33 protein-coding genes and 1 tRNA gene are annotated in these 25,180 nt (G+C 65.2%); 11 read left to right on the forward strand and 23 right to left on the reverse strand.

Annotated elements, in window-relative coordinates:
- Window positions 1-163 precede the first annotated feature (163 nt).
- From XM53_RS11180 to pyrF, 3 genes are all read left to right on the forward strand, one after another.
- Window positions 164-418: a hypothetical protein gene (locus tag XM53_RS11180; protein ID WP_057793276.1), complete on the forward strand. Its 255-nt coding sequence runs from the start codon at window positions 164-166 to the stop codon at window positions 416-418.
- Window positions 419-521: 103 nt separating this feature from the next.
- Entirely contained in the window at window positions 522-803 is a 282-nt protein-coding gene (locus XM53_RS11185; protein WP_057793278.1) for a hypothetical protein, read from the forward strand.
- Window positions 804-857: 54 nt separating this feature from the next.
- On the forward strand, window positions 858-1,580 hold the full coding sequence (gene pyrF / locus XM53_RS11190) for an orotidine-5'-phosphate decarboxylase (RefSeq protein WP_057793280.1): 723 nt from the start codon (window positions 858-860) through the stop codon (window positions 1,578-1,580).
- Between the two features lie 49 nt (window positions 1,581-1,629).
- Here pyrF and XM53_RS11195 read toward each other — a convergent pair whose 3' ends face one another.
- Window positions 1,630-2,034, reverse strand: coding sequence for an NUDIX hydrolase (locus XM53_RS11195; protein ID WP_057793282.1), 405 nt, complete (start codon window positions 2,032-2,034; stop codon window positions 1,630-1,632).
- Between the two features lie 68 nt (window positions 2,035-2,102).
- On the opposite strand from XM53_RS11195, the gene XM53_RS11200 reads away from it, so the two are divergent.
- Together XM53_RS11200 and XM53_RS11205 are read left to right on the forward strand one after the other, a co-directional pair.
- Entirely contained in the window at window positions 2,103-3,356 is a 1,254-nt protein-coding gene (locus XM53_RS11200) for a DNA polymerase IV (RefSeq protein WP_057793284.1), read from the forward strand.
- Between the two features lie 193 nt (window positions 3,357-3,549).
- Window positions 3,550-4,455, forward strand: a complete 906-nt coding sequence (locus tag XM53_RS11205; protein WP_144435516.1) for a hypothetical protein — start codon at window positions 3,550-3,552, stop codon at window positions 4,453-4,455.
- A gap of 137 nt (window positions 4,456-4,592) precedes the next feature.
- Here the strand turns inward: XM53_RS11205 and XM53_RS11210 are convergent, their stop codons facing one another.
- Window positions 4,593-5,456 (reverse strand): N-formylglutamate amidohydrolase, encoded by an 864-nt coding sequence (locus XM53_RS11210; RefSeq protein WP_057793289.1) that lies wholly within the window; start codon window positions 5,454-5,456, stop codon window positions 4,593-4,595.
- Between the two features lie 142 nt (window positions 5,457-5,598).
- On the opposite strand from XM53_RS11210, the gene XM53_RS11215 reads away from it, so the two are divergent.
- Window positions 5,599-5,673: transfer RNA gene (locus tag XM53_RS11215), tRNA-Val, on the forward strand.
- A gap of 69 nt (window positions 5,674-5,742) precedes the next feature.
- Window positions 5,743-5,868: a type B 50S ribosomal protein L36 gene (gene ykgO, locus XM53_RS11220; RefSeq protein WP_025058716.1), complete on the forward strand. Its 126-nt coding sequence runs from the start codon at window positions 5,743-5,745 to the stop codon at window positions 5,866-5,868.
- A 326-nt stretch (window positions 5,869-6,194) separates the two neighbouring features.
- Here ykgO and XM53_RS11225 read toward each other — a convergent pair whose 3' ends face one another.
- The 7 genes from XM53_RS11225 to creD form a co-directional block, all read right to left on the reverse strand.
- Window positions 6,195-6,566 carry a GFA family protein gene (locus XM53_RS11225; protein WP_057793291.1) on the reverse strand — a complete coding sequence of 124 codons (372 nt, stop codon included), beginning with the start codon at window positions 6,564-6,566 and terminating at the stop codon, window positions 6,195-6,197.
- A gap of 4 nt (window positions 6,567-6,570) precedes the next feature.
- Window positions 6,571-7,413: an urea carboxylase-associated family protein gene (locus XM53_RS11230; protein WP_057793293.1), complete on the reverse strand. Its 843-nt coding sequence runs from the start codon at window positions 7,411-7,413 to the stop codon at window positions 6,571-6,573.
- Complete coding sequence (locus tag XM53_RS11235) at window positions 7,410-8,129, reverse strand: hypothetical protein (RefSeq protein ID WP_057793295.1); 720 nt, start codon at window positions 8,127-8,129, stop codon at window positions 7,410-7,412. The genes XM53_RS11230 and XM53_RS11235 overlap by 4 nt, the downstream gene beginning before the upstream one ends.
- Before the next feature lie 78 nt (window positions 8,130-8,207).
- Window positions 8,208-8,414, reverse strand: a complete 207-nt coding sequence (locus XM53_RS11240) for a hypothetical protein (protein WP_057793296.1) — start codon at window positions 8,412-8,414, stop codon at window positions 8,208-8,210.
- Between the two features lie 63 nt (window positions 8,415-8,477).
- Window positions 8,478-9,650, reverse strand: coding sequence for a type III PLP-dependent enzyme (locus XM53_RS11245; protein ID WP_057793375.1), 1,173 nt, complete (start codon window positions 9,648-9,650; stop codon window positions 8,478-8,480).
- Between the two features lie 222 nt (window positions 9,651-9,872).
- Complete coding sequence (locus XM53_RS11250; protein WP_201455408.1) at window positions 9,873-11,516, reverse strand: FAD-binding dehydrogenase; 1,644 nt, start codon at window positions 11,514-11,516, stop codon at window positions 9,873-9,875.
- Window positions 11,517-11,582: 66 nt separating this feature from the next.
- Window positions 11,583-13,007 carry a cell envelope integrity protein CreD gene (gene creD, locus XM53_RS11255; RefSeq protein ID WP_057793301.1) on the reverse strand — a complete coding sequence of 475 codons (1,425 nt, stop codon included), beginning with the start codon at window positions 13,005-13,007 and terminating at the stop codon, window positions 11,583-11,585.
- A gap of 142 nt (window positions 13,008-13,149) precedes the next feature.
- Between creD and XM53_RS11260 the strand changes: the two genes are divergently transcribed.
- A complete protein-coding gene (locus XM53_RS11260; protein ID WP_057793303.1) occupies window positions 13,150-13,602 on the forward strand; it encodes a MarR family winged helix-turn-helix transcriptional regulator in 453 nt (150 codons plus the stop codon).
- Here XM53_RS11260 and XM53_RS11265 read toward each other — a convergent pair.
- The 14 genes from XM53_RS11265 to XM53_RS11330 all read right to left on the reverse strand — a co-directional run bounded on the left by XM53_RS11265 (window position 13,572) and on the right by XM53_RS11330 (window position 22,941).
- The gene (locus XM53_RS11265; RefSeq protein ID WP_057793309.1) at window positions 13,572-13,871 is read right to left on the reverse strand and encodes a hypothetical protein; all 300 of its coding nucleotides are present in this window, start codon (window positions 13,869-13,871) and stop codon (window positions 13,572-13,574) included. The genes XM53_RS11260 and XM53_RS11265 overlap by 31 nt on opposite strands.
- Window positions 13,871-14,650 carry a succinate dehydrogenase iron-sulfur subunit gene (locus XM53_RS11270; RefSeq protein WP_057793312.1) on the reverse strand — a complete coding sequence of 260 codons (780 nt, stop codon included), beginning with the start codon at window positions 14,648-14,650 and terminating at the stop codon, window positions 13,871-13,873. The genes XM53_RS11265 and XM53_RS11270 overlap by 1 nt, the downstream gene beginning before the upstream one ends.
- A 14-nt stretch (window positions 14,651-14,664) precedes the next feature.
- On the reverse strand, window positions 14,665-14,985 hold the full coding sequence (locus XM53_RS11275) for a hypothetical protein (protein WP_057793316.1): 321 nt from the start codon (window positions 14,983-14,985) through the stop codon (window positions 14,665-14,667).
- Window positions 14,982-15,731, reverse strand: coding sequence for a class I SAM-dependent methyltransferase (locus XM53_RS11280; protein ID WP_057793319.1), 750 nt, complete (start codon window positions 15,729-15,731; stop codon window positions 14,982-14,984). Before XM53_RS11280 ends, XM53_RS11275 begins: the two co-directional genes overlap by 4 nt.
- Window positions 15,731-16,138: a hypothetical protein gene (locus XM53_RS11285; RefSeq protein WP_057793321.1), complete on the reverse strand. Its 408-nt coding sequence runs from the start codon at window positions 16,136-16,138 to the stop codon at window positions 15,731-15,733. Before XM53_RS11285 ends, XM53_RS11280 begins: the two co-directional genes overlap by 1 nt.
- Entirely contained in the window at window positions 16,138-17,943 is a 1,806-nt protein-coding gene (gene sdhA, locus XM53_RS11290; RefSeq protein WP_057793323.1) for a succinate dehydrogenase flavoprotein subunit, read from the reverse strand. Before sdhA ends, XM53_RS11285 begins: the two co-directional genes overlap by 1 nt.
- A gap of 100 nt (window positions 17,944-18,043) precedes the next feature.
- On the reverse strand, window positions 18,044-18,415 hold the full coding sequence (sdhD, locus tag XM53_RS11295) for a succinate dehydrogenase, hydrophobic membrane anchor protein (RefSeq protein WP_057793325.1): 372 nt from the start codon (window positions 18,413-18,415) through the stop codon (window positions 18,044-18,046).
- A 14-nt stretch (window positions 18,416-18,429) separates the two neighbouring features.
- A complete protein-coding gene (sdhC, locus tag XM53_RS11300; protein WP_057793327.1) occupies window positions 18,430-18,813 on the reverse strand; it encodes a succinate dehydrogenase, cytochrome b556 subunit in 384 nt (127 codons plus the stop codon).
- A 172-nt stretch (window positions 18,814-18,985) separates the two neighbouring features.
- A complete protein-coding gene (locus tag XM53_RS11305) occupies window positions 18,986-19,687 on the reverse strand; it encodes a DUF1194 domain-containing protein (protein ID WP_236544473.1) in 702 nt (233 codons plus the stop codon).
- A gap of 79 nt (window positions 19,688-19,766) precedes the next feature.
- On the reverse strand, window positions 19,767-20,210 hold the full coding sequence (locus XM53_RS11310) for a response regulator (protein WP_057793329.1): 444 nt from the start codon (window positions 20,208-20,210) through the stop codon (window positions 19,767-19,769).
- A gap of 70 nt (window positions 20,211-20,280) precedes the next feature.
- Window positions 20,281-21,318 carry a MaoC family dehydratase gene (locus tag XM53_RS11315; protein WP_057793331.1) on the reverse strand — a complete coding sequence of 346 codons (1,038 nt, stop codon included), beginning with the start codon at window positions 21,316-21,318 and terminating at the stop codon, window positions 20,281-20,283.
- A gap of 2 nt (window positions 21,319-21,320) precedes the next feature.
- Window positions 21,321-21,524 carry a DUF1737 domain-containing protein gene (locus tag XM53_RS11320; protein WP_057793332.1) on the reverse strand — a complete coding sequence of 68 codons (204 nt, stop codon included), beginning with the start codon at window positions 21,522-21,524 and terminating at the stop codon, window positions 21,321-21,323.
- A gap of 4 nt (window positions 21,525-21,528) precedes the next feature.
- Window positions 21,529-22,074: an NnrU family protein gene (locus tag XM53_RS11325; RefSeq protein WP_057793334.1), complete on the reverse strand. Its 546-nt coding sequence runs from the start codon at window positions 22,072-22,074 to the stop codon at window positions 21,529-21,531.
- 3 nt (window positions 22,075-22,077) lie between these two features.
- Window positions 22,078-22,941 (reverse strand): HpcH/HpaI aldolase/citrate lyase family protein, encoded by an 864-nt coding sequence (locus XM53_RS11330; protein WP_057793377.1) that lies wholly within the window; start codon window positions 22,939-22,941, stop codon window positions 22,078-22,080.
- 231 nt (window positions 22,942-23,172) lie between these two features.
- On the opposite strand from XM53_RS11330, the gene XM53_RS11335 reads away from it, so the two are divergent.
- From XM53_RS11335 to XM53_RS11345, 3 genes are all read left to right on the forward strand, one after another.
- Window positions 23,173-23,460, forward strand: a complete 288-nt coding sequence (locus XM53_RS11335) for a hypothetical protein (RefSeq protein WP_144435519.1) — start codon at window positions 23,173-23,175, stop codon at window positions 23,458-23,460.
- 248 nt (window positions 23,461-23,708) lie between these two features.
- Window positions 23,709-24,671 carry a malate dehydrogenase gene (gene mdh, locus XM53_RS11340; protein WP_057793338.1) on the forward strand — a complete coding sequence of 321 codons (963 nt, stop codon included), beginning with the start codon at window positions 23,709-23,711 and terminating at the stop codon, window positions 24,669-24,671.
- A 265-nt stretch (window positions 24,672-24,936) separates the two neighbouring features.
- On the forward strand, window positions 24,937-25,180 hold a 244-nt coding region (locus XM53_RS11345; protein WP_328586669.1), incomplete at its 3' end, for an ATP-grasp domain-containing protein.

The following is a 25,180-nucleotide window of genomic DNA, read 5'->3' on the forward strand; positions in this document are numbered from 1 at the left end:
CACACCAATATGTTGCGCCCTACAACCCGAAAAACACCACATGTGCGGAAATCCGCTCACATTTTTTCGTGAACCTTGCAACCTTTTCAGCCGACCCAACGTTATCCACATAGTTATCCACAGGCCAAGTTGCCCGGTTAACTGGTAAAACAGGAGCAGACCCATGCAGATCGAGAAGCTTGAATTCGACGCCATCCGCTACAACCCCGAGCTTGAAGCGTTCGAGGCGGCCGTTCGTATCCACGACTCCGGTCACATCTTTCGCTACCCGGTTCACCTCAAGGCCCCGCTCAACGCGGAATACGCGCTGATCGCCCGAGGCCTGACGCAGAAAGCCAGCCTGCGCCATACGCAAAAGGCGCATGACCTGCGCTCCGCGCTGCCCGAACCGGCACAAGGCGCAGCCGCCGCTGCCTGAATAACAGGCAAAAATTTGCGAGGGGACGCCAATTAACCATTTTCCCCTCGCAAATTGCGCTCGGTTGAGGCACCCTTTCTGCAGGTGCAAAGTGGGATTTGGTATGAAGATCGAGCGAATTTCTTTAGAAAACGTGGCTGTATCACCGCATTCCGGGGCGCATGTCGCCACCGTATTTCTGCACGGCGACACGGCCTCGCTCAGTCTGCGCGCCTCGGCGATGCCGGCCACGATGTTAAGCGGTTTGACCGAAAGTGCGATCGTCACCCGTGCGCTCGTGCAGGACGCATTGCGCCAACTGCGCCGGATGCCCGAATTTCGCAACGCGCCCCAGGCGATCGTGGTCGAAGATTCGGCCTGGCCGGTGGCGGCCGAACAGGCTTGACGCCACCGCCCCGGACCGCAACAAGGGCGCGACCCGACGCGAAAGGTTGCGCCCATGCCAGATCCCGTCCAACTCCGACCGAACCGGACCGCCGATGACCGCCTGATCGTCGCCATCGACCTGCCCAACGCGCTCGACGGCCTGAACCTGGCCACGCGGCTGGGCGACTCGGTGTCGTTCTACAAGATCGGCCTCGGGATGCTGACCGGCGGCGGCCTCGCGCTCGCCAACGAGCTCAAGCAGGATCACGGCAAGCGCATCTTTCTCGACATGAAGCTCTTCGATATCGGCGCCACCGTGGAAAACGCCGTACGCGGGCTGGCGCAGTTCGACCTCGACTTTCTCACCGTGCATGGCGACCCCCACGTCGTCCGCGCCGCGCGCGAAGGTGCTGCGGGCAAACCGATGAAGATCCTTGCCGTCACGGTGCTGACTTCGCTCGACCGCGCCGATCTCGATGCCTCGCTGATCGCCCCCGGCGACATCCCCGATATCGTCGCCACCCGCGCAGCCCGCGCGCTCGAGGCCGGGGCCGATGGCGTCATCGCCTCGCCGCAAGAGGCCGCGATGATCCGCGCCCTGCCCGAGGCCGCGGGCAAGCTGATCGTCACCCCCGGCGTGCGCCCCGCAGGCGCGGCACTGGGCGACCAGAAACGTGTCGCCACCCCGGCACAAGCCCTGTCGGACGGCGCCGACCACATCGTCGTCGGCCGCCCCGTCTGGGCCGCCGCCGACCCCCGCGCCGCCACCCAGGCCATTCTCAGCGAAATCGCCTGACGTAGGGTGGGTGAAAACCCACCTTCGCCCGACCCACCGTGGCACCTCCTTACCCCGCCAGATACGCCGCCACCCGCTGGGCGAAATGCGGCACGGCCTTGTCGTGGGCCACATAGTCCTCGGGCCGCATCAGGCACCACCCCTGGCCCTCGTCGCCAAACACCACCTCGTCGGCCAGCGCCGCCTCGCAATGCGCCGCAAAGAACCACATCCGTGTGGGCCCCGCGTAAAACCGCCGCCACCGCAGCGCGCCGGGCGCCAGCACCAGACCAAGCTCCTCGCGCGTTTCGCGCAGCACGCAGGCCGCGGCGCTCTCATTGCCCTCGCGCCCGCCGCCCGGCAGATCCAGGTATCCCGGCCACGGGATGTCGGGCGCATGGTCCCGCTCGATCACCGCCAGCCGCGCGCCCAGAAACAGCGCCAGCTTCGTGCCCTCGAACCTCTCTTCGCTCATGCCGTCTTTTCCCCCGCGCGCAGCACCCTTACAATAGCCACATCGCAACCCCGAACACAGCCCCGCCCATGCCCGCCTTTTGCCGCGACTGCCTGACCCAATTCGACACCGGCGCGCGCTGCCCCGCCTGCCGCAGCCCGCGGGTGCTATCGCATCCCGAACTGTTCGACCTTTCCATCGCGCATATGGATTGCGACGCGTTTTACGCCTCGGTCGAGAAACGCGACAACCCCGAGCTTGCGCACAAGCCCGTCATCATCGGCGGCGGTCGGCGCGGCGTTGTCTCCACCGCCTGCTATGTCGCGCGCATCCGCGGCGTGCGCTCGGCCATGCCGATGTTCCAGGCCCTGAAACTCTGTCCCGATGCCGTCATCATCAAGCCGCGGATGGAGCTTTACGCCCAGATCTCGCGCCAGATCCGCGCCATGATGCAGGATCTGACCCCTGATATCGAACCCCTGTCGCTGGACGAGGCGTTTCTGGACCTCACCGGCACGCACCGCCTGCACGGCGCGCCCCCCGCCGTGATGCTCGCGCGCCTGACGAAACGGATGCGCGATGAACTGGGCCTCACCGGCTCCATCGGCCTGTCGCACAACAAGTTCCTGGCCAAGATCGCCTCGGACCTCGACAAGCCGCGCGGCTTTTCCATCATCGGCCGCGCTGAGACCGCCGATTTCCTGCGCGACAAACCGGTCAGCCTGATCTGGGGCGTGGGCCAGGCCGCGCGCAGCTCGCTGGATGCCGCCGGCATCCGCACCTTCGCCGACCTCCTGCGCTGGGACAGGACCGACCTTATCGCCCGCTTCGGCTCCATGGGCGAACGGCTCTACAATCTCGCCCGCGGGCAGGACCACCGCCGCGTCTCGGCCCACACCCCGATGAAATCCATCTCGAACGAGACCACCTTTCGCGAAGACACCGCCAGCGCCGACATCCTAGACGGCCATCTCTGGCGCATGGCCGAAAAGGTCGCCGACCGCGCCAAGGCCAAGCACCTTGCGGGCCGCGTGGTAACGCTCAAACTCAAACGGTCCGACCATTCGCTTCTGACCCGCCGCATCTCGCTGCGCGACCCCGCGCAGCTGGCCGATACGCTCTACCGCACCGCCCGCGCGCTGTTCGACCAGGTCGATCACACCAAGCCCTATCGCCTGCTGGGCGTGGGCCTGTCCGATCTGGTGGCTGAGACCGCCGCCGAGGCATCGGGCGACCTGCTCGACCCCCAGGCCCGCCAGCGCGGCCGCGCCGAACGCGCCACCGACGAGATCCGCGCCCGCTTCGGCGCCGACGCCATCCTCAAGGGCCGCTCCCTGCGCTAAAGCGTTTCGCCTTTAACCTGAGCCATCAGCGAAAGGCGAAACGCGTGCAACGATTGGCTGTTGTGCCGCGTTAGGCCGGGTTTTTCCCGCTAAAGCAGAGTGTTACCGGCAATCCCCTGTTGCCGCGAAATCACATCGACACCGCAGATGAATGCTCGTGCAACTTTTCTTTCCGTGCCACGTTGGTTCGGTCATGAAACGCGTATCGACCCATCCCATGCCCCGCCTTGCCGTGCTCGCTCTCTGCGCCGCCGGGCTGCGCCCGGATGCCGCCAACGCCACGGACTGGCTGCATTTTTCCGGCGACATCTCGGTCGGCGCCAACAGCATTCAGGACAACGCCTTCATGTCGCGGATCGACGCGATGCTGACCTTCACGCTGTTCGATATCGCCGACAGCCCCGTCGCGTTCGAATTCGGCACCTTCGGGTATTACTACAAGGGCGACCGCCCGCACGAAACCTACGCCGCCTTCGTCTATGACGACCGGTTCCGCCTGGGCGTGGTGAAGCCTGCCTACGACCAGGTGCTGATCTCGCCTTTCGATTTCACCGCCGCCTCCATCGCCGAGACCCGCGCCGAATACACCCGCGCCCGCGCCACGACCGAGGCGCTGCGCTTCAACTCCGTGCCGGTGGGCGTGTCCTATGGTGAGACGACGGGTGACATGCGCTGGGCCGTCTCGCTGCTCGATGCCAGCGACGGCAATTTTCGGTCCGCCTCCGCCGCGGCGGAATGGCAGGCGCAGGCCGTCACCCTCGCCGCCGCGATCGAAGGCGTCTGGGACCCCAAGGACGATTTCGACGGCATCAACGCCAAGATCGGCGCCCGCTGGCAAGAGGGCCGGCTCGACATCGGCGCGGCCTTCCTTCACCCCGACGCCAACCAGCGCCCCGATGCGGTGGCCTTCGACGTGAATTACAATGCCTGGCGCGCGCTGACGCTCTCGGGCTTCGGCGAGGTCACGCGCGGCAGCACGACCTCGGCCTACGGGCTTGCCGCGCGCTACGATTTCCAGGATCGGTCGGACGTGACCTTCGCCGTCACCGACACCAAGACCGACGAGGAAGTCCACTTTACCTACACGCGCCGCTACTGACCTGTCGCCGGAGGTCCGTCGCGCGGTGCCTTAACACGCGCCTTCGGGAAATGGCACCGACGCGATACCGACGGAAATACCGACGCGGGTACCGACGCGGATTTCGGCAGCTCTGCACCGTTAAGCTTCGAGTCGCCTCACTCGGCCGCCAGCTGCTGCGGCTTGGGCCGCCCGACCTCGGCGATCTGCGCGATCACGCCCTCCAGCAGCGCCTTGAACGCCGCGAAATTGCCATTGGGCCGGATCAGCCGTTCGTTCATGTAAAGCGCCCGGTCGATCTCGACCTGCACCGCGTGCCGGTTCTCTTGCGGGCGGCCGTAATGCTGGGTGATATAGGCCCCTGCAAACGGCGCATTGCGCGCCACCTTCAGCCCGGCGGCACTGAATGCCGCCTCGATCCGGTCCACCACCTCGTCGCTCGCCGCAGCCCCGAACCTGTCACCCAGCACCACTTCGGGGCGTCTCGCGCCGCTGCGCGCCACGGCATCCATCGCCTCATGCGGCATGGAATGGCAATCGATCAGGATCGCCTGCCCGAACATGCCAACCGCCTGGTCCAGCTGGGTTTTCAGCGCCGCATGATAGGGCCGCCAATAAGCGTCGATGCGCCTTTGCGCCTCGTCCATGGTGATCTTGCCGGAATAGATCGCCTTGCCGTTGGCCACCACCCGCGGGATCACCCCCAGGCCAGAGGCCACGCGCGGGTTGTGCCCCGTCCGCCGCGCCCCTTCGATCAGCGCCGGGTCCAGTTCCTCGGTCGAGCGGTTGAGGTCCACGAACGCCCTGGGCGCGCCGGCCTTGATGAACGGCGCCCCGTTGCGCGGCGCGGCCTCGAACAAATCGTCGACGAATGCGTCTTCGGAGCTGCGCACGCTCAACTCGTTCAGGTTCGTGCGCCGCACGAAAGACCACGGATAATCCCGCCCGCTATGGGGCGACGCGAACACCACGGATGTCGTCCGACGCTCCGGATGGGTAAGGGTAAACGCGGCTTTGGGCATTCTCTCTCCTGACACGTCATAATAGTCTGAAAATCAGGTTCTAAAAGCCCTTGATCCCCTGCCCGACTCCTTTTATAGACACGCCTCACCGGCGCGGTTTCCCGCGCCCCTATTCGTTAGGGGCCATGCCACTCCGGTATCAGGGCGATTAGCTCAGCGGTAGAGCACTTCGTTGACATCGAAGGGGTCACAAGTTCGATCCTTGTATCGCCCACCATATTCATTGCCCGGCCTGGCCGGTGCACCCGCAACCCGGCGCCCCGCGCCACGACATTGGAGACGAGTGATGAAAGTCCGGAACTCGCTGCGTTCGCTCAAGAACCGCCATCGCGATTGCCGCGTCGTGCGCCGCAAAGGCCGCGTCTACGTGATCAACAAGACCCAGAAGCGCTTCAAGGCCCGTCAGGGCTGAGATCCCGATCCGGGTCTGATGAACGAACCCCGCCTCGGCGGGGTTTTTTCGTTTGGCTCAAGCCGACGGTACGGAGCCGCGCAATTGCCAGACCGCGGGGTGGCGAACTGACATACGTTCAAGGCACTTTATCCCTGCCACAGCCGCAAAACATCAGATAGAGGCGCCCACGTCCCCCAAATCGCCAGCCCGTCCGGGCGGCCCCCCTTTCGGCGATTGCAGGCAATCGCCTTTCGGTCAGCGGACGATCGCGCGGCGGCGCGCAAGCGCGCCTCGATTCCGCGCGGTCCGCACTCTTCACACGTCGTTAGGAATTTCGAGGGACACTACGTCTCATCCCGCTCGAACCGCGCCATCCCCGGCACCTCCGGCAACCACTTTTCCCGCCGCACGCACCACAGCTCGTAGGTCGGCTCGAACATATTTGGCGCATCCAGCGCCCCAAGGTGGACCTCCACCTCGCCGTCGCTGACGGAAAACACCGACCCGCCGCAGCGCGGACAGAAATGCCGGCCTTCCCAGTCGCGCGTTTCACCACGAATCGCGACCGCGCCCTCTGGAAAGATCGCGGCGGCAAAGAACACCGCGCCATGATGCTTGCGACAGTCCAGGCAATGGCACAGCCCCACCCTGTCGGGCGCGCCCTCCGCCGTGATCCGCACGGCCCCGCACAGGCACCCGCCCTCGACTCGCTCCATGCCGCTACCTCCCGTGGGTCCGGTCATATCTGTTCACCGGCGGGCTGACCCAATCGCCCAGGGCGCCCTCTTCGGGCGCGAACACCTCGACCTTCAGCGGGTAACACGCCGCCGTGTCGCTGGAATGCTCCGCCGAGCAATCCCCGCCCGGGCACGCACTCAGCGCCCCCAGCAGGTCGATCTCGGCAAAAAACTCCAGATAATCACCGGGCCGCACAGGGCTGGCCTTCATGAAATACTGCCCCGTGTCCCGCGTGAACCCCGTGCACATGAACACGTTCAGCACGTCATGCACCAACGGCTCGGCCTCCTCCAGCGAGACGTCCAGTTCATCCGCCACCGCCCGGATCAGGTTGGAATGACAGCAATGGTGATACTGCGATCCGGCCAGCAGATTGCCGGTATAGGGATCGCAGCGCGTGCCGATCACGTCATGCACCGACCCGCCATATTCGTCGATTCCGTACCAGTCCAGCGTATCCTCCAAGATCGTCGCGATGGGCCGCAGATAGGGAAAGCCCGACCACATCCGCTCACCGGTCGTCAGGTGCGTGCCATGCAGCGCCCGCGCCTTGCCGGAATAGAACCGCTCGCTCAGGTCCTGCGCGTTCCACAGGTTCAAATCCCCCACCTGCGGGCCCTCGACACTGGTGATGCGAAAGAACTGCCCCGCCGCCACGCGAAAGCAGGCGGCCTCGCGCGGCGGGACCATCACCTCGTCCACCTTTCGGGCCGCCTCGCGCGCGGCACGGTACAGGTCCAGATCCGGCACCGGCAGAGTGTCGTTGGGATAGCAGATGACCGGCTTCACGGCCCGCCGCACGGCGGCATCGGTGGGTTCTGTCATGTCGGCTGTTCCTTCTCATGACGGCGGCGCCACTGCCGCGCGTATAGCGACTCCTCGGTGTACTTGCGGGTCAAAGCGTGCCGACGCGCCTCGGCCTCGTCCGGGGTTTCGGCCCGGATGCGGGCCGTCTTCGCCTGGGCCGCCCGTTCAAACGGGACGACCTGCACCATCGGCGTGCCCGCGGGCATCCGCACATCCACATGCGGCGCTGTCCAAAACATCGGCACGTTGACCGGCACGTCCAGCGCGTCGCAATCCACGGTTCCGCCAAACGCTGTGAAAGGCAGTTCGAAATGGTTGACCGGATGCAGGAACGTCACCGACCAGCCCGGCGGCACCACCACCCGCCACGGGTTGATCAGCTTGTAAGGCTGCGCGCCCAGAAACGGCGGCTCTGTCGCGCCGATCTGCGCGGGATGATGCGCCTCGACCGCGGCAAAGGGCGCGTCCGCGTCCCAGTGAAACTGCACGGTCCCGAAATCCGGATGCCGCGAGGTCCAGACGTCAAACGGCGTCGGGATGATCCAGCCCTGCGCCATGACATCCGCCACCGGCATGCAGGCCCGCACGGTCAGCGCCGGCAGGCCATGGGCATCCGGCATCCCCATCTCTCGCGGCAGGGCGCGAAACCAGTCCGGCAGGAATTTCGACGCCGGGGCCGGGGCCGGGATCCTGCCCTCCAGCTCGGGCGGGCAAAGAAATGTGACGTGGTCCATGCCCAAGACTTGCCCGCTGCCCCGATCCCGCGCAACCCACGAGGTGTGCGAGCCATGAAATTCCGATCCCGGCGGGTGTCAATCCGGCGCTTGCGGCTTGAGACACGCCACCGGCGGCTTGCCCGTGGCCGTCGTGGCCCGCGCGCCGCAGAACGCACAGCGATAGGCCGTCTGCCCGGGGCGCGACGCGGCACGATCTTCGCGCCAACGACAGTTGCGCATCGCGGGACGCGCGTAGATCGCCACCAGTATGAACGCAATGACAAGACCCACGACAATGAACATGTCGTGGGTCTTACACTGTCCCGCGGGGCAAGGCCAACCGGCCCGCCCCGGATCGGGGGGCAGCTACATCACGACCACGTCCAGCGGCGGGAAGCCGTTGAAGCCCACGCTGGAATAGGACGAGGTGTAGGCACCGCAGCTGCGGATGAACACCCGGTCGCCCGATTTCAGGCCCAGGGGCAGGTCGATCATGCGTTTTTCATAAAGCACATCGGCCGAATCACAGGACGGTCCGGCCAGGATGCAGGGGCCCGTGCGCTCGCCGTCGCGGGCGGTCACGAACTGATAGCGGATGGCCTCGTCCATGGTCTCGGCCAGGCCCGAGAACATGCCGATATCCAGGTACACCCAGCGGTGCAGGTCGTCGGGCGACTTGCGCGACACCAGCACCACTTCGGCGGCGATCATGCCGGCCTCGGCCACTAGGCCACGGCCCGGCTCTGCCATCAGGCGCGCCAAGTCGCCGAACCGCTCGGCCACCATCTCGCGCACCTGGGCCGCATAGATCGCGGGGGCCGCGATGTCCTCGCCGTAGAAGGCCGGGAACCCGCCACCGATGTTCAACAGGTCCAGCGCATGGCCTTCGGCCCGCGCGGCACGCCACACGTCGGCGATCCGGTCCAGAACCGGCGCCCACATCTCGGCCTTGCGGGTCTGGCTGCCCACGTGGAACGACACGCCCACCGGGCGCAGGCCCAGCGACAGGGCATAGTCCATCAGCGCCACGGCGTGATCCGGCGCACAGCCGAACTTGCGCGTCAGCGGCCAGTCGGCACCCGACGCCTCGACGATCAGGCGGATATACACTTCGGCGCCCGGCGCGTGCTCGGCGATCTTGTCCAGCTCTTCCTCGGCGTCGGCGGCAAACAGCGTCACGCCCACGTTGTACGCGAACGCGATGTCGCCCGGTTTCTTCACGGTGTTGCCGAACGAGATGTCCTCGGGCCGCGCGCCCTGCGACAGGCACAGCTCGATCTCGCCACGGCTGGCGGCGTCGAAATGGCTGCCTGCGTTGACCAGCGCCTCAATCACCTGCGGCTCGGGGTTGGCTTTCACGGCATAGTGGATATGCGCGTCGCCCAGACCCTGCGACAGCGCGCGGAAGTTCTGCAGCACGACGTCGGTGTCGATCACCAGCGTCGGACGGTCAAAGGTGGCGGTACGCAGAAAGCCCTCGATACGGGCGGCGCAAGCATGGCGGAAATCACCCGACAGGTCGGTGACGAAAGCGGTCATGGACATCTCCAAAAGGCACATTGCGGCAAGGGCCGCGAGGTTCAGTTCAGAGACGTTACCGTCGCTACGTAACCGCTGGGGTATAAGGCCTTCGGGACAGAGGCGCGTGCGTTGGCGTCTGATCGTGCAAATGGGGCCAAACGACGAGTCGCGCAAGAGTTTTCGTGCGCCGGCCGATGAAATTTTCCGGACAGTTTGAACTGTGTTTTCGCTACATCACTTTCAGGCGCTTTGCCCCGCCGCGCGCCCCGAGAAAATGCACCCGCCAAGGAATGTTCCCTCCAGAGCGTTGTACCCGTGGTAGCCTCCGCCGCCGAACCCAGCGACCTCTCCGGCGGCGTAAAGCCCGTCCAGCACGCGGCCATCCGGGCGCAACACTTTTGCCTCCAGGTCGGTATGCAGCCCGCCCAGCGATTTGCGCGTCAGGATGTTCAGCCGCACGGCAATAAGGGGGCCGTTGGCGGGGTCCAGAATGGCGTGCGGCTTCGCGGTACGGATCAGCCTGTCGCCCCGATAGGCCCGCGCCTGCCTGATGGCGATCACCTGCGCGTCCTTGGCAAACGGATTGGTCAGCTGCGCATCCCGCGCCGCCACCTGCGCGCGCAAGTGCGCGGTGTCCAGAGGTGCGTTGGGCGTGATCCGGTTCATGCCTTCGACGAGCGTTTCAAAATCCTGTGCCACGACGAAATCCTCGCCGTGGTCCTTGAACGCCTCCACCGCGCCCGTCGCGCCCTTGCCCAGCCGCTCTTTCAAAACCTCACGCCACTTGCCCGAGGTCAGGTCGGGGTTCTGCTCGCTGCCGGACAGCGCGAACTCCTTCTCGATGATCTTCTGCGTCAGGATGAACCACGAATGCTCATGCCCTGTGCTGAGGATACGCTTCAGCGTGCTCAGCGTATCGAATCCGGGCAGGCACGGCGCTTCCATCCGCACCCCCAGCGCGTCGAACCACATCGAGGACGGCCCGGGCAGGATGCGAATCCCGTGGTTGGGCCAGATCGGGTCCCAGTTCTTCAGCCCTTCGCAGTAATGCCACATCCGGTCCTCGTTGATCGCGCCCGCGCCTGCGGCCTTGGCCACGGCCTGCATCTGGCCATCGACGTAATCCGGAACCCCCGCGACCATGACCTTGGGCGCGGGCCCAAGCCGGTCGACGGGCCACAGCTTGCGCACCTTATCATGGTCCCCGCCGATCCCGCCCGAGGCGACGATCACGCTCTCTGCCTGCATCTCGAACGGCCCCGTCACCTCGCGGTTGGTGGACGCGCCACGCACCGCGTCATCCTCGGCCAGCACATCGCCGCGCAGGCCCGTCACGCGCCCATCGGTCACATTGAGCCCCGTCACGCGGTGCCGGAACGCGAACTGCAAATTGCCCGCCGTCTCAGCCTCCTTCACCAGCCGCACGAAAGGCGCGACAACGCCCGTCCCGGTGCCCCATGTGACGTGAAAGCGTGGCACCGAATTGCCGTGCCCATCAGCCTTCGCCCCGCCCCGCTCGGCCCAGCCCACCACCGGAAACCAGCGCATCCCAATGTCGTGCAGATACCCCCGCATCGGCCCGGCGGCGAAGTCCAGATAGGCTTCGGCCACGCGGCGGGGGTTGGCATCCTCGGGCCGGTCGAACCCCGCGCTGCCCATCCAGTCCTGCGCCGCCAAATCCCGGCTATCGCGGATGCCCATGCGGCGCTGCTCAGGCGTGTCGATCATCATCAGACCGCCCAGCGACCAGAACGCCTGCCCGCCCAGGGATTGCGGCCCTTCCTGGTCCAGCAGCACCACCTTGCGCCCGCGCTTCACAGCCTCATGTGCAGCCACGAGGCCGGCCAGCCCGCCGCCCACGATCGCGACATCGGTCTTCAACATCATCTCCTCCCACGCTTGCGGGGCAGCCTAACCCGGCCGCCCCGACTCAGGGAAGGAAACGTCGCGTCAGCTTGTGGGCTGTGGCGCTTCCGGCTCTGGCTCTGCCTTGCGGAACCACCCCCGGCGCGGCCCGGTGCGCGGCTCGCCGTACCAGTTCTCGTTCCGCGTGGCGAACATGGTGCCCGCAATGGCGGCAAACAGCAGGATCGACCCCGCCAGCAGGGCGTAATCCGCGCTGCGCAGGATCAGGTAGAGCACACCGTAAAGCACCGCCAGCATCGCGCCCACCACCAGCGTCCGGCGGCCCAGCTTCAGCGCCGTCGCGGCGAATGCCGTCACCAGCCCCACCGTCGCCGTGCCCGACACGAGATAGGCCATGCCGAAGCCGACCTGCTCGGACAGCGCCAGCATCAGAAGGAAGAACGCCGATTGCGCCAGCCCGATCAGGATATATTGCACCGGGTGCGTCGGCCGCTTGGTCTGACCCTCGACCAGGAAAATCGTCAGGAAGGTGAGTCCGATGAACAGGATCCCGTACCGCGCCGCGCGATAAGCTTTCTGGTAGAAGTCATTCGGCTGATACAGACCCACGCCAAAGCTTGACTGGCTCCGCGCCACCTCGTTCTGATCTTCGCGGCTGACCTGCGGCAAGGGGCGCGCCAGATGCGGGATCACCCAATTGGCCTGAAACCCGTCCTCCCGCACCTCGTGGCTGTCGGGCAGGAACGCGCCCTGAAATTCCGGGTGCGGCCAGTCCGAGGTCAGGGTCACGCGCGTCTCGCGCCCCACCGGCGTGAACGACAACGCCTCGGCGCCATTAAGCCCCATCTTCAGGTCGAACGCCCCGATTTCTCGCGGGTCCCCCGTCGGCGCACGCAGCCCGCCGATATAGCGGTTCTCGCTCGCCACCGGCTCCATCTCCAGCGCGCGGCCATCGGCCATCAGCCGGGTCTCGCCCCGCAGCGCGCGGTTGGAACTCACGTAAACCCGCACCTCCGCCTCGTCCCACAGCAGGACCTCCTCGCCCCGCAACACCGCCTCGGCCTCTTCGGCGTTAAAGTCGAACGCGCCGTCCGCCTTGGCGGTATAGACCGGCACCGAGAATATACCCCGGCTGCGCTCCTGCGTGGTCTTGTCCATCTTCAGGTCCAGCAGATCGGGGTACACATAGACCGGATCGCGCCGCAGAGTGCGCTCCACCTGTTTGAAGCGAAACACCGGCTGGTCGTCGCCATCCAGCTTCTGCTCGCCAGTCAGCGGGTCGATCACCTCTTCCCGCTCACGCACCATCACCGTCTCCTCGACCGGGATGATCAGGACAGGGCCGGACAAGAGCTGCCGTCCGCCCCACTCCTCCCCGACCGAGGCGATGGTCTGGCGGTTGTAATCCGCGCGGCTGTCGATGATCGCACCGACGAAAAACACAGGGATGGTCATCAGCAGGACCAAAAGGCCCACGATGATGAACCGCAATCCGGGGGAACGCAGCATTGGAATGTCCTCTCATTTCATATTCCGATGCTCCCTTCTGCGCAGGCGCCCGTGCAGACGCCCCCGCCCCGGTTGCGCAGATTTCGTGCAGGCCGGCAAACGCCCCTTGCCCCCCAAATGCACCTGCATTTAGACTCAAGGAATGAGCAGAACACCCCAGAACCTTTCCGCGTGGCAGGTCCTGTCGCGCTCCCACCGCCGCCTTCAGAACCATTTGGACTCGGCGCTCAAGGCCGAAGGCCTGCCGCCGCTCGACGTGCTTGATGCGCTGGCCGCGCTTGACGCAGGAACCGAGTGCCAGACGGCAAAATCCTTGGAAAACAGCCTGATGTTGCCTCAATATGGCGTGTCACGCCTGCTGGACCGGATGGAAAAAGACGGGCTGATCCGGCGCGTTGCCGACTCCGGCGACAAGCGGCTGAAGCACGTGCACCTGACCGAGGCAGGACGCGCCACGCATGTCGCCATGGTGCAAACCCGCGATGCCGCGCTTGACGCGTTCCTCGCGCCCCGCGCCAAGCCGGGGCAGCTGGACCGGATCACCGATCTGCTATCATTGCTGGATCAGGACTTGCCCGAGCCGACCTCGGGATAAAGCAACCCGAACAGGGCCAGGGGTCGCTCGTCGCGCGACAATGTCCCGTGGTCCCACCCGTCGCCAAAGGCGGCGTGAACGTCCTTGTCGTCGTAATGGTCGTCGAAAACCTTTCCGGCGCGTTCGACAAGCCCGGCAAGTTCACTGACGAACTTGCTCTCGCCAATAGCGGTCCGGTTCAGATAATGCAGCCGCCCCGACAGGTGGCGGCACACGTCCCGAAACTCTTCCTTCGACTTGAAGTCGAGCTCGGGACGCGGTTTGTTCATCAGACCGCCCGCTCCAGCATCATCTTCTTGATCTCGGCAATCGCCTTGGCGGGGTTCAGCCCCTTGGGGCAGGTCTTCGCGCAGTTCATGATCGTGTGACAGCGATAGAGCTTGAACGGATCCTCCAGATCGTCCAGCCGCTCGCCCGTCGCCTCGTCCCGGCTGTCGATGATCCAGCGATAGGCGTGCAACAGCGCGGCGGGCCCAAGATACTTGTCGCCGTTCCACCAATAGCTGGGGCAGGCGGTCGAGCACGATGCGCACATCACGCATTCGTAAAGGCCATCCAGCTTTTCGCGGTCCTCGATCGACTGCTTCCACTCTTTCGCGGGGCGGTTCGTCTTGGTCTCCAGCCACGGCATGATGCTGGCGTGCTGGGCGTAGAAATGCGTCAGGTCAGGGATCAGGTCCTTGACCACCGGCATGTGCGGCAGCGGATAGATCTTCACGTCACCCTTGATCTCATCCAGGCCATAGATGCAGGCCAGCGTGTTGATCCCGTCGATATTCATCGCGCACGACCCGCAAATCCCCTCGCGGCAGGACCGGCGGAAGGTCAGCGTCGGGTCGACCTCATTCTTGATCTTGATCAGCGCGTCCAGAACCATCGGCCCGCACTTGTCCATATCAAGAAAATACGTGTCGACTTGCGGGTTCTTCCCGTCATCCGGGTTCCAGCGATAGATCTGGAACTTGCGCACGTTCTTGGCGCCCTCGGGCTTGGGCCATGTCTTTCCCTTGGTGATCCGGGAATTCTTCGGAAGCGTCAGTTGTACCATTTACGTTTCCTCTCTCAGCGGCCCAGCAGGACCAGACCGTTTTCAGCGATACATTGAACCGAGTCGGGTCGGCTCGCGATGTCCACCACCAGCTCCACCGTCGCGGGTTGAACCCCGCCGACGGAATCGCGGGCGATGGTGATGATTTCCCCGGCCGAGGCCGCGTCGATGATGCAGTCGGTGACAGGCGCCACCGTGACGCCCGGAAAGCGCTGCGCGACGATGCCGTTGACCACCGCCTTGGCGCGGTCCCGCGCAATCGCGTCGGCGGCGTCATTGGCCGCATCGCACCCGCCAAGCAGCAGGGGCAGCGCAAGAATGGCAAGCAACCTCATTCCGCCGCCTCCATTTCCTTCAGGTCCGGCAGCACGTCCTCGACCTTGCGCATCTGCATGATTTGGCTCAGGTTCTTCGGCCCGAACTCCTCGATCGTCAGGTCCATGAACTTCGCCACGATCTCGTCGCGCGCGTCCTCCAGAACCCGGTTCTCGGGGTCCAGCCCGGTCACGATCCCCAGCCCGCAGGGCCGCGGGTTCACCACGTCAAAGGCCAGCTCGGGGCGGTACTCGCGCAGGATCAGCGTCATCTTCCAAACGTCGCCCGACCAGCCCTTGGTGCGCTCGGGGTCCCACTCGCGCTCGGCGGCGGCGGGCGAGAACGGCACAAGGTCATGCAGCAGGATCGCCGCCTCGGGATGGCACAGCCTTTCCGTGGCGATGAAATCGTCAAGCACGTATTCGAACAGGTGCATCCCGTCGATGAACGCCATGTCGATGCGCGGCGCAATCTCCTGCGCCTGCCCGCTGGCAAAGAAATCGCCGCTGGTTTTCTGTACCAGATGCAGCGCGGACTTGTCGCCCATTACGTCGCCACCCAGGCGAAAGGCCGGGTCCACCGCGATGGCCTTGCCCGGACACCGCGCCAGCGAATGCCCGCGCCCGCTGCCGATCTCCAGATACCACTCCGGCAACCGCGTACGATGCAGCACCTCCAGCACGTCCAGGTAATGCCGCCCCCGCGCACGCGGCCAGCCCGCCGGACGGGCGGGCTTTGCCGTGATATGCGTGGCGGCCTTGGGCATCAGGACTGGTTGCCGATGCAATAGATGGTCCCGCGATAGAGAACCGGCGCATGAGGCGGGCACAGCCCGTTCACGCCTTTCTTGCGATAGACGCGCACCGGCTTGGCACTTCCGGCCGGCACGACGACCGGGTCCGAAGGCGCCACCAGCTTGCCACGCGAGGCGGTGTTCGCCGCGACACAGGCGCGGTACGCCTGCACCGTCGCATCCGTCGCGCCCGGCTTCTTGCGGATCAGCATCGTCGCGCGGTTGCCCGCGTCATATTTCACCGTAACGTGCAGGTTCTCCCCGCCCGGCGTGTCGAAAATGCACTTGGTCGTCGCCGCGTCCAGGGTGTTGGCCTGCGCCAGTGCCGCCGAGGGCAACAGCCCCAACAGCGCTGCCGCGAATAGCTTTGCGGATGTCATCAGAATGTCCTTTCCTTGGGTGCGATCTTCTTCAAATTGATCCCACCCTCGGATTCGGTCGTGAGCGGGTCCTCGATGATAGGACGATAGCTCAGATCCACACTCTTTCCATCCACCCGCGCAACCGTGTGCACGCGCCAGTTCTCGTCGTCGCGCTTGGCGAAATCCTCGTGCGCATGGGCACCCCGGCTTTCCTTGCGCGCCTCCGCCCCGGCAATGGTGGCCAGCGCGTTCGGCATAAGGTTGGTCAGCTCCAGCGTTTCCATCAGGTCGCTGTTCCACACCAAGCTGCGATCAGTGACCTTCAGATCGTCCAGCTTGGCCGCGATCGCATCCATCTTCTTGACGCCCTCAGAGAGGGTCTTGGACGTCCGGAACACCGCCGCGTCCTCCTGCATCGTGCGCTGCATTTCCAGCCGCAGCTCGGCGGTCGGCGTGCCGCCATCGGCGTGGCGGAAATGGTCGAAGCGATCCAGCGCCTTGTCTACTTGACCCGTGTCCGTCGCCGGCACCGCGGTCTCGGGGTTCACCACCTTGCCCGCGCGAATGGCCGCGGCCCGGCCGAACACGACAAGGTCAATCAGCGAGTTCGATCCCAGCCGGTTCGCGCCATGCACGCTCGCACAGCCCGCCTCGCCCACGGCCATCAGGCCAGGGACCACGGCGTGCGGATCGTCCTTGCTGGGGTTCAGCACCTCGCCCCAATAGTTCGTCGGAATGCCACCCATGTTGTAGTGCACGGTGGGCAACACCGGGATCGGCTCTTTCGTGACGTCCACCCCGGCAAAGATCTTGGCAGATTCCGAGATCCCCGGCAGGCGCAGGTTCAGCGCCTCGGCGGGCAGGTGGCTGAGGTTCAGGTGGATGTGATCGCCGTGCTCGCCCACGCCACGCCCCTCGCGGATCTCCATCGTCATCGACCGGCTGACATAATCGCGCGGCGCCAGATCCTTGTAGTTGGGCGCATAGCGCTCCATGAACCGCTCGCCCTCACTATTGGTCAGATAGCCACCCTCGCCCCGCGCGCCCTCGGTGATCAGGCAGCCCGAACCGTAGATGCCGGTGGGATGGAACTGCACGAACTCCATGTCCTGCAGCGGCAGGCCCGCGCGGGCGACCATGCCGCCGCCGTCGCCGGTGCAAGTATGCGCGGAGGTCGCGCTGAAATAGGCGCGTCCGTAACCGCCGGTCGCCAGCACCACCATCTTGGAGTTGAACACGTGGATCGTGCCATCATCCAGCTTCCAGCAGACAACGCCGGTGCATTGACCGTCCTCGCTCATCATCAGGTCGATGGCGAAATACTCGATGTAGAACTCGGCGTTGTTCTTGAGGGATTGCCCGTACAGCGTATGCAGAATCGCGTGCCCGGTCCGGTCGGCGGCGGCGCATGTCCGCTGCACCGGGGGGCCTTCGCCGAACTCGGTCGTGTGCCCGCCGAAGGGGCGCTGGTAAATCCGCCCTTCCTCGGTGCGCGAAAACGGCACGCCGTAATGCTCCAGCTCGTAGACCGCCTTGGGCGCCTCGCGCGCCAAGTATTCCATCGCGTCCGTATCGCCCAGCCAGTCCGACCCCTTCACGGTGTCGTACATGTGCCACTGCCAGCTGTCGGGCCCCATGTTGCCAAGCGATGCCGCGATGCCACCCTGCGCCGCCACGGTGTGCGAGCGGGTCGGGAAGACCTTGGTCACGCAGGCCGTGCGCAGGCCCTGTTCGGCCATGCCCAGCGTCGCGCGCAGCCCCGCGCCGCCCGCGCCCACCACAACCACGTCGTAATCATGTGTCTCGTATTCGTAAGCCGCCATGCTTCGTGCCTTTTCCGGTTCGTCTGCTCGGGCCATGCCGGCCCCGGCGATATGGTCTCAAACGGGCCAAGGCGGCGCGCGCCCTGCCCTTCACTGTTTCTCAGAGCGCCAGGCGCGCGATGGCGAAAAGCCCCGTCGCCATGGCGCCATAGCTCAGGCAGGTCACCAGGATGATCGTGACCTTCTGCGCCGTGCCGTGCACGTAGTCCTCGATCAGCACCTGGCACCCGTCGGCGAAATGCTTGAAGCCGACAACCAGCGTCAGCGCCGCGACGATGGCCGGGAAGGGCCGCGCATAATAGGCCGTGACCTCCTCGAACGAACTGCCCAGGATACCGCCGAAGGTGAACACGAAAAGCGGGATCAGGATCAGCAGCGCGACGCTCTGCACCTTCATCGCCCAGAAGTGATGCACGCCGGTCTTGGCCGAGCCAAGGCCCACGGCGCGTTTGCGGTCTGTCAGATAACGCATGTTGGGGGCCTCCTTCAGATGACCAGCACGGTCAGGATGGTCAGAACGACCGATCCGCCGATCGCCGCCCAGCCCAGCATCTCGGCCTTGTCGACTTCCAGCATCATCGCGTTGTCCCAAATGAGGTGCCGCACACCCGCCAGCGTGTGATACCACAGCGCCCAGAGCGACAGGAACATCACGATGTCGCCGAACCAGCTGGTCACCACCGCATCGGCGGTCGCGAAATAATCGGCCGAGGTCGCGGCGGCCAGCAGCCACCACACCGTCAACAGCGCGGCGACAAGCAACGCGTTCCCGGTGATCCGGGTCAGGATCGACGTCATCGACGTCAGCTGCGGGCGATAGATTGTGAGGTGGGGCGAAAGCGGCCGGTTGCCGCGATTTACGTCTGCCATTGGCATTCCCTTTCTCGTCGCGATGTGGCGCCGGCCCGGGTGGGCCAGCCAGCCCCGCGATTTGCGACCGTTTTATCCAATCATCCGGGGCCTCTGCAAACCCGTATTCTTCAAATAGTGCAGGCATTTCGTCGCAAAAGCAGTTTTCGTGATCACATAGACAAATGCGTGATCACAAATGTGGCGCAAAGGAATCACCCGGCGCTTTCGAGATGGGTTTGGTGACTTCTCGCAGCAATTTGCGGCGCATTCGGGCCGGGTACTCGGCGTAATCATCAGCTGTGATCACAAATGCGCCCGGCCCATGGATGACGTTTTCCCAGAAATACTCGGTCACCCTCGGCTCGGCCCCTTCGATGACCAGCGCGTTGACCACGATCCCTTCCTGCCGCAACAGGCCATGCACGTTGCGCGGTCCCGGTCCCTCGTTCGACGACCCGTCGCCCGACACGTCGATCACCCGGCGACGGCATTCGGGCACGTCCCTGAACTGCGCCGCGCCAACCTCCAACGCCTCGCCGATGGCAGTGGAAAAGTTGCGCCACACGCGCGGCGTGGTCTCGATCCGCGCTGCCAGCGCCTCGACCGCGTCGAAATCGGTCATCCGCTGCCACGGCACCACCACGCGCTGGCGCGAGGTGCCGGTCCATTGCAACACCAGCACCGCCGCTTCGCCCACGACCAGCGCCTCGCTGACCGCGCCATCGCGCAGCCCGTCGGCCAGCCCCTGCATCTGGATGCGGTATTCGGTTTCGTCGACAGAGCCCGACACGTCCACGGCCAGCACAAGCGCCACCTCGCAGGCGGCGGCAGACACCGCCGCGCCGCAAGCCCCGTTCATCGCCAGCCAAAGACACCAAAGCGCACGTCCCATGCGAGCACCATGCGCCGAACCGGCGCCGCTGCCCAGCAAAACCGCTGGGCGCACGGCTCACAATGGCGTTGACCCGCTCTCAGGAGCTGCGCCGCATCGGCCCGGCCACGCGCCGGGTGATCAGGTTACCGGCGCTTTCACGAAAGAAATCGCGCAGCTTGCGCATCGGGTCGTCGGTCTTGTCGATCACGCACAGGCCCGCCGCGCGGGCCTTGTCCCACATGAAGGGCGACGGCCAGCCCGACACGATGACAATGGGCACATCCGACAACTCCGGCGCGCCGGCCAGTTCGCCGGCAAACTCGCTGCCCGACCCGTCGGGCACGCTGTTGTCGCATAAAATGGCCGAGTACCGCGATTTCGAAAGCGCCCTGCGCGCCATTTCGATGGTCGAGACGAAATCCAGCTCGGCCTCCACCCGCGCCCCGCGCATCGCACGGCGGATCATCTCCTGGTCATGGGCACTGTCTTCCAGAACAAGGCACCGCAGTTGCGGGCCTTCAGGGGGCGTTGGATCAGGCATGGCAACCTCCTTTCACGCTGAAAGAAAGGTACAGATCACCTCTTAACAAACCGAAAACGCCGCACGGGTCTCAGATCGGCATCAACGCCCAGTAATCCAGGTCCAACAGGACATGCGGCAGGTACTTGCCGTCCTCGCCGCGCAGGCTGAACGCTTCGCCGCCCTTGGTCGCCACCAGTCGCAGCCGCAGCGCACCGATGCCCGGCACGGCGGTCTGGGCGCGGTCCAGCACCTCGGACCAGGCCCGCACGGTATCCCCGGCAAAGCACGGATTCACGTGGCTGCCCGCGTTGATCGCCGCGATCATCTGCGCATTGGCCAGCCCGTTGAAGCTCAGCGCGCGCGCCATTGAAATCACGTGCCCGCCATAGATCAGGCGCTTGCCGTCCTCGCGCGGGGTCACGTCGAAATGCGTCTTCGAGGTGTTCTGCCACAGGCGCGTCGCCATCATGTGCTCGGCTTCCTCGATGGTCACGCCGTCGACGTGATCGATCGTCTCGCCTACCTCGTAATCGCCCCAGCGATGCGGCTCACCCGCCAGCGTCAGGTCGTAGTTCGAAAAATCCAGCCCCGCCGGGATCACCAGGTCCTCGGGGGCCACATGCGGCGCGGTATCGGGCACAACAGGCTCAGGCGCAGGCGCAGGCGCGTCCGCATCCTTTTTCCGCACCATCACCCAGCGCACGAACTGCAACACCGGCTCGTCCCGCTGGTTCAGGCCCGTCGTGCGCACCCAGACGATCCCGGTCTTGCCGCTCGATGTCTGCTTGACCCCGATCACCTCGGACTCCGACCGCAGCGTATCCCCGGCATAGACCGGCCGCAGCCACCGCGCCTCGGCATAGCCCAGGTTCGCCACCGCGTTCAGCGAGACGTCCGGCACGCTCTTGCCGAAGACGATGTGAAACGCCGCCAGATCGTCGATCGGGCTTTCGGCCAGGCCACAGGCACGTGCGAATTCGTCCGAGGAATAAAGCGCATGGCGCGCGGGATAAAGCGCATGGTAAAGCGCCCGCTCGCCACCAGACACGGTGCGTGGCACCGCATGGCGGATCACGTCGCCGACGCTGTAATCCTCGAAGAACCGCCCCGGGTTGGTCTTGGCCATGCTCACTGCTCTCCCAGCTTGATCTCGGGGCTGTAGTCGCCTTCGGCTTCCTTCACCACGGCCTGCCCACAGCGCATCACGCCGTTGGCCGCGTCGAAGGCATAGGTCGGGCTGCCATGCAGCTCCCAACCCTTGTTCAGCGCCTCGGTCACCTTGTGGCAAAAGGCCGACGTGTCATCGGCCGAGAGGAATCGATAAAGTTTCATACGCTCACCCAAAGGCCGGATAGCCCAGCCAGTAATGCACGGCCACGATCAGGCCGTAGACCACGACACTGCCCACCGCCGCGGCGATTTCCTTGGACTTCGGCGCCGGGTCGGGGCGCACCCAGTCGGGCTGCGCCTTGTTGATCACGATCATCTCGATCACCGCCCAGGCCAACAGCCCACCGAACAGGATGAACGACGGCACGTCGCCGTTCACCAGCAGGTGCGCCAGCGCCCAGACCTTGACAGCGCCCAGCATCGGGTGCCGCATCTTTCGCGCCAGCGCGGTCTGCATCCCCGAGGCCGCGAACATGTAGACCGACAGCAGCATCAGCAGGTTGTTGATGCCCACCGTCGCCGGGTGCCGCCCCCAGAAGACCGCGCCATCGGCGGCCTGATAGCCCTTGGTCATCATCCAGATGCTGACCAGCAGCACCACGGCGATCACCGCCTTGCCCGCGTTTCCCATCGCTGCCCTTGGCCCCGGCGCGATCCGTTTGAACAAATGCGCCACGGACCAAAGCAGCACGCCTGCGATCAGCAATCCCATGATCTACTCCGCCGCCATTTGTGCAATCGCCTCGGCCTTCGCCAGCGTCCGCTGCGCCGCGACGACATGCAGGTTTTCCACGATCTGGCCGTCCACCACGGCAATCCCCTGCCCCTGCTTCTTGCTCTCTTCATAAGCCTCGATCTGGCGCATGGCCGTGTCGATCTCGTATTGCGTGGGGGCAAAGGCCGTGTTGGCGATATCGATTTGATCCGGGTGGATCAGCGTCTTGCCGTCGAACCCAAGGTCGCGCCCATGCTCGCATTCCAGCTTCAGCCCGTCGCCATCGCGGAAGCGGTTGTAGACACCATCCAGCGCCACTACGCCCCGCGCGGCCCGCGCCGCCATCACGATCATCTGGAGCGACGCCAGCAGCGGCATCCGGTCGGCGCGGAAGCGACAGCCCAGTTCCTTGGTCAGGTCGTTCGTACCGGCGACCAGCCCCGTCACCTGCCGGTGCGCGGCGATCTCGCGGGCGTTGAACACGCTGGCGGGCGTTTCCATCATCGTCCAGATCGGGATCTCGGTGCCGATCAGATCCGACAGGTTGTCCACATCCGCATAGGTGTTCACCTTGGGCTGCAATATCACGTCCGCGCCCGCATCGCCCAGAACGCGCGCATCCTCGAACCCCCACTCGGTGGTCAGCGCGTTGATCCGCACGACCTTCACACGGTTGCCGTATCCGCCGTCGCTCAGCGCCTGCGCCAGCGTCGCGCGCGCCTCGGCCTTGGCGTCGGGCGCCACGGCATCCTCCAGGTCAAAGATGATCGCGTCGGTGGGCAGGGTGCGCGCCTTGTCCAGCGCCCGTTCCTTCGAGCCGGGAATATAAAGGACGGATCGGTAGGGATGGGTGGTCAGGTCCATGGCGTGCCCCGCTGGCTGGTCGAAATTTTCTTGCGCGGGAATTCGCCATTTTTGGAACGAAAGTTCAAGGCCTTTCTCGCCGCGTTGCAGAAAAGGCCCCGTCGCGCGCACCGTTCCGGGGCTGCGAACGCTCCGTTAACCTTGGCTTGATAAGCTCGCCTCCACGCTGTCTGCACCAGATAAACGGCAGGGACCCAAAGCTGAAAGGGTAAGACAATGAAGACCACACTGATGATGATTGCCACGATCGTGGCCACGGGTCTGTCCGGTCCCGCTTATGCCGCGAACTGCGCGCCGCGCGAGGCGGTCGTCGACCGGCTCGCCTCCAAATACGGCGAGTCGCGGCAATCCATGGGCCTTGGCGCCAACAACGCGGTGATCGAGGTGTTCGCCTCGTCCGAGACCGGCACCTGGACCATCACCGTGACGTCCGTGCACGGCATGACCTGCCTTGTCGCCAGCGGCCAGTCGTTCGAAACACTGGCCGAGGCGCTTCCGGTCGACGGCGACGACGCCTGACATCGCGCGGGCGGCGCGCCGCCCGCGTCACAGGATTCGCCACCGACATGGCGGGGCGCACTCAATTCGACACACGCCGCCACCATCCCGGTGCGCTGTCCTAAATACCTGAGAAGTCACCGGCTTTCGGCGCCAACGCCCTGCCATGCCTGCCCGCCGCCGCCGCGCCGCGGCGCAGTACCCTTGAATTGACCCCGGTTTGCGACTACCCCGTAGCGCGAAATCAACCCCACCGGAGATCAATTTCCATGGCCAGACCCAAGATCGCCCTCATCGGCGCGGGACAAATCGGCGGCACGCTTGCGCATCTCGCCGCCATCAAGGAACTGGGCGACGTCGTCCTGTTCGACATTGCCGAAGGCACCCCCGAGGGCAAGGCGCTCGACATCGCCGAATCCGGCCCCGCCGAAGGTTTCGACGCCGCGCTCAAAGGCACGCAGGACTATGCCGACATTGCCGGCGCCGACGTCTGCATCGTCACCGCCGGTGTCCCGCGCAAGCCGGGCATGAGCCGTGACGACCTTCTGGGCATCAACCTCAAGGTCATGAAATCCGTGGGCGAAGGCATCGCCGCCAACGCGCCCGACGCTTTCGTCATCTGCATCACCAACCCGCTCGACGCGATGGTCTGGGCGCTGCAAAAGTTCTCCGGCCTGCCCGCCGAAAAGGTCTGCGGCATGGCCGGCGTGCTCGACAGCGCCCGCTTCCGCCACTTCCTCAGCCTGGAATTCGGCGTCTCGATGAAGGACGTCAGCGCCTTCGTCCTGGGCGGCCACGGCGACACGATGGTGCCGTGCGTGCGCTACTCCACCGTCGCCGGTATCCCCCTGCCCGACCTCGTCGACATGGGCTGGACCACGCAGGAAAAACTCGATGCGATCGTCCAGCGCACCCGTGACGGCGGCGCCGAGATCGTCGGCCTGCTGAAGACCGGCTCGGCCTTCTACGCGCCCGCCACCTCGGCCATCGAGATGGCCGAAGCCTACCTCAAGGATCAGAAACGCGTCCTGCCCTGCGCCGCCCATTGCGACGGCGAGTTCGGGCTGAAGGGCATGTATGTGGGCGTGCCCACCGTGATCGGCGCCGGCGGCATCGAGCGGATCGTCAACATCAAGCTCAACAAGAACGAGCAGGAGATGTTCGACACCTCGGTCAAGGCTGTGAAAGGCCTGGTCGAGGCGTGCAAGGGCATCGACAGCTCGCTCGGTTGAACCCCGGCCCACAGACTGTACTCTGAACGCGCGGGTCATGATCGGCCCGCGCGTTTTTCGTTTCAGCACATGGCCACCCGACGCGGCGCGCCACCCGATTCGTCTTGCATATCAATGCGCTCATTTGTGATCACAGCATAAAATCGTGTGATCACAAAAGGCGGAAATTCGCCGCAAAAAGTGGGCCGTGGCACGAAAGGGGTTAAGTCCCGCTTCATCCTGTGGCTATACCAGAGGCAAACGCACAGACAGATGGGACATCCGCATGAACATCCACGAATACCAGGCGAAGGCCTTGCTGCGCTCTTACGGGGCGCCTGTATCGGACGGGCGTGTCGTTTTGCGCGCGGAAGAGGCGAAGACGGCGGCGGGGGAGCTTGACGGCCCCGTCTGGGTGGTCAAGGCGCAGATCCATGCGGGTGGCCGCGGCAAGGGCAGCTTCAAGGAGGAAGGCGCCGGCGACAAGGGCGGCGTGCGGATCACCAAGTCGGTCTCCGAGGCCGCCGAGG

The sequence above is a fragment of the Roseovarius atlanticus genome, assembly GCF_001441615.1.
Taxonomy (GTDB): Bacteria; Pseudomonadota; Alphaproteobacteria; order Rhodobacterales; family Rhodobacteraceae; genus Roseovarius; species Roseovarius atlanticus.

What these genes read in the sequence shown, in the direction of transcription:
- XM53_RS11200 (WP_057793284.1), top strand. Translation starts at nt 2,103, where the DNA reads ATGCCCGCCTTTTGCCGCGACTGCCTGACCCAATTCGACACCGGCGCG.
- XM53_RS11330 (WP_057793377.1), bottom strand. Translation starts at nt 22,941, where the DNA reads ATGGACCTGACCACCCATCCCTACCGATCCGTCCTTTATATTCCCGGC.
- XM53_RS11195 (WP_057793282.1), bottom strand. Translation starts at nt 2,034, where the DNA reads ATGAGCGAAGAGAGGTTCGAGGGCACGAAGCTGGCGCTGTTTCTGGGC.
- XM53_RS11235 (WP_057793295.1), bottom strand. Translation starts at nt 8,129, where the DNA reads ATGGACCACGTCACATTTCTTTGCCCGCCCGAGCTGGAGGGCAGGATC.
- sdhC (WP_057793327.1), bottom strand. Translation starts at nt 18,813, where the DNA reads ATGGCAGACGTAAATCGCGGCAACCGGCCGCTTTCGCCCCACCTCACA.
- XM53_RS11320 (WP_057793332.1), bottom strand. Translation starts at nt 21,524, where the DNA reads ATGAAACTTTATCGATTCCTCTCGGCCGATGACACGTCGGCCTTTTGC.
- XM53_RS11305 (WP_236544473.1), bottom strand. Translation starts at nt 19,687, where the DNA reads ATGGGACGTGCGCTTTGGTGTCTTTGGCTGGCGATGAACGGGGCTTGC.
- ykgO (WP_025058716.1), top strand. Translation starts at nt 5,743, where the DNA reads ATGAAAGTCCGGAACTCGCTGCGTTCGCTCAAGAACCGCCATCGCGAT.
- XM53_RS11270 (WP_057793312.1), bottom strand. Translation starts at nt 14,650, where the DNA reads ATGGTACAACTGACGCTTCCGAAGAATTCCCGGATCACCAAGGGAAAG.
- XM53_RS11205 (WP_144435516.1), top strand. Translation starts at nt 3,550, where the DNA reads ATGAAACGCGTATCGACCCATCCCATGCCCCGCCTTGCCGTGCTCGCT.
- XM53_RS11265 (WP_057793309.1), bottom strand. Translation starts at nt 13,871, where the DNA reads ATGAACAAACCGCGTCCCGAGCTCGACTTCAAGTCGAAGGAAGAGTTT.
- XM53_RS11210 (WP_057793289.1), bottom strand. Translation starts at nt 5,456, where the DNA reads ATGCCCAAAGCCGCGTTTACCCTTACCCATCCGGAGCGTCGGACGACA.
- creD (WP_057793301.1), bottom strand. Translation starts at nt 13,007, where the DNA reads ATGCTGCGTTCCCCCGGATTGCGGTTCATCATCGTGGGCCTTTTGGTC.
- sdhA (WP_057793323.1), bottom strand. Translation starts at nt 17,943, where the DNA reads ATGGCGGCTTACGAATACGAGACACATGATTACGACGTGGTTGTGGTG.
- XM53_RS11315 (WP_057793331.1), bottom strand. Translation starts at nt 21,318, where the DNA reads ATGGCCAAGACCAACCCGGGGCGGTTCTTCGAGGATTACAGCGTCGGC.
- XM53_RS11240 (WP_057793296.1), bottom strand. Translation starts at nt 8,414, where the DNA reads ATGTTCATTGTCGTGGGTCTTGTCATTGCGTTCATACTGGTGGCGATC.
- XM53_RS11245 (WP_057793375.1), bottom strand. Translation starts at nt 9,650, where the DNA reads ATGACCGCTTTCGTCACCGACCTGTCGGGTGATTTCCGCCATGCTTGC.
- sdhD (WP_057793325.1), bottom strand. Translation starts at nt 18,415, where the DNA reads ATGCGTTATCTGACAGACCGCAAACGCGCCGTGGGCCTTGGCTCGGCC.
- XM53_RS11280 (WP_057793319.1), bottom strand. Translation starts at nt 15,731, where the DNA reads ATGCCCAAGGCCGCCACGCATATCACGGCAAAGCCCGCCCGTCCGGCG.
- XM53_RS11275 (WP_057793316.1), bottom strand. Translation starts at nt 14,985, where the DNA reads ATGAGGTTGCTTGCCATTCTTGCGCTGCCCCTGCTGCTTGGCGGGTGC.
- XM53_RS11335 (WP_144435519.1), top strand. Translation starts at nt 23,173, where the DNA reads ATGATGATTGCCACGATCGTGGCCACGGGTCTGTCCGGTCCCGCTTAT.
- XM53_RS11230 (WP_057793293.1), bottom strand. Translation starts at nt 7,413, where the DNA reads ATGACAGAACCCACCGATGCCGCCGTGCGGCGGGCCGTGAAGCCGGTC.
- XM53_RS11310 (WP_057793329.1), bottom strand. Translation starts at nt 20,210, where the DNA reads ATGCCTGATCCAACGCCCCCTGAAGGCCCGCAACTGCGGTGCCTTGTT.
- XM53_RS11250 (WP_201455408.1), bottom strand. Translation starts at nt 11,516, where the DNA reads ATGTTGAAGACCGATGTCGCGATCGTGGGCGGCGGGCTGGCCGGCCTC.
- XM53_RS11260 (WP_057793303.1), top strand. Translation starts at nt 13,150, where the DNA reads ATGAGCAGAACACCCCAGAACCTTTCCGCGTGGCAGGTCCTGTCGCGC.
- XM53_RS11225 (WP_057793291.1), bottom strand. Translation starts at nt 6,566, where the DNA reads ATGGAGCGAGTCGAGGGCGGGTGCCTGTGCGGGGCCGTGCGGATCACG.
- XM53_RS11180 (WP_057793276.1), top strand. Translation starts at nt 164, where the DNA reads ATGCAGATCGAGAAGCTTGAATTCGACGCCATCCGCTACAACCCCGAG.
- XM53_RS11285 (WP_057793321.1), bottom strand. Translation starts at nt 16,138, where the DNA reads ATGACATCCGCAAAGCTATTCGCGGCAGCGCTGTTGGGGCTGTTGCCC.
- pyrF (WP_057793280.1), top strand. Translation starts at nt 858, where the DNA reads ATGCCAGATCCCGTCCAACTCCGACCGAACCGGACCGCCGATGACCGC.
- mdh (WP_057793338.1), top strand. Translation starts at nt 23,709, where the DNA reads ATGGCCAGACCCAAGATCGCCCTCATCGGCGCGGGACAAATCGGCGGC.
- XM53_RS11325 (WP_057793334.1), bottom strand. Translation starts at nt 22,074, where the DNA reads ATGGGATTGCTGATCGCAGGCGTGCTGCTTTGGTCCGTGGCGCATTTG.
- XM53_RS11185 (WP_057793278.1), top strand. Translation starts at nt 522, where the DNA reads ATGAAGATCGAGCGAATTTCTTTAGAAAACGTGGCTGTATCACCGCAT.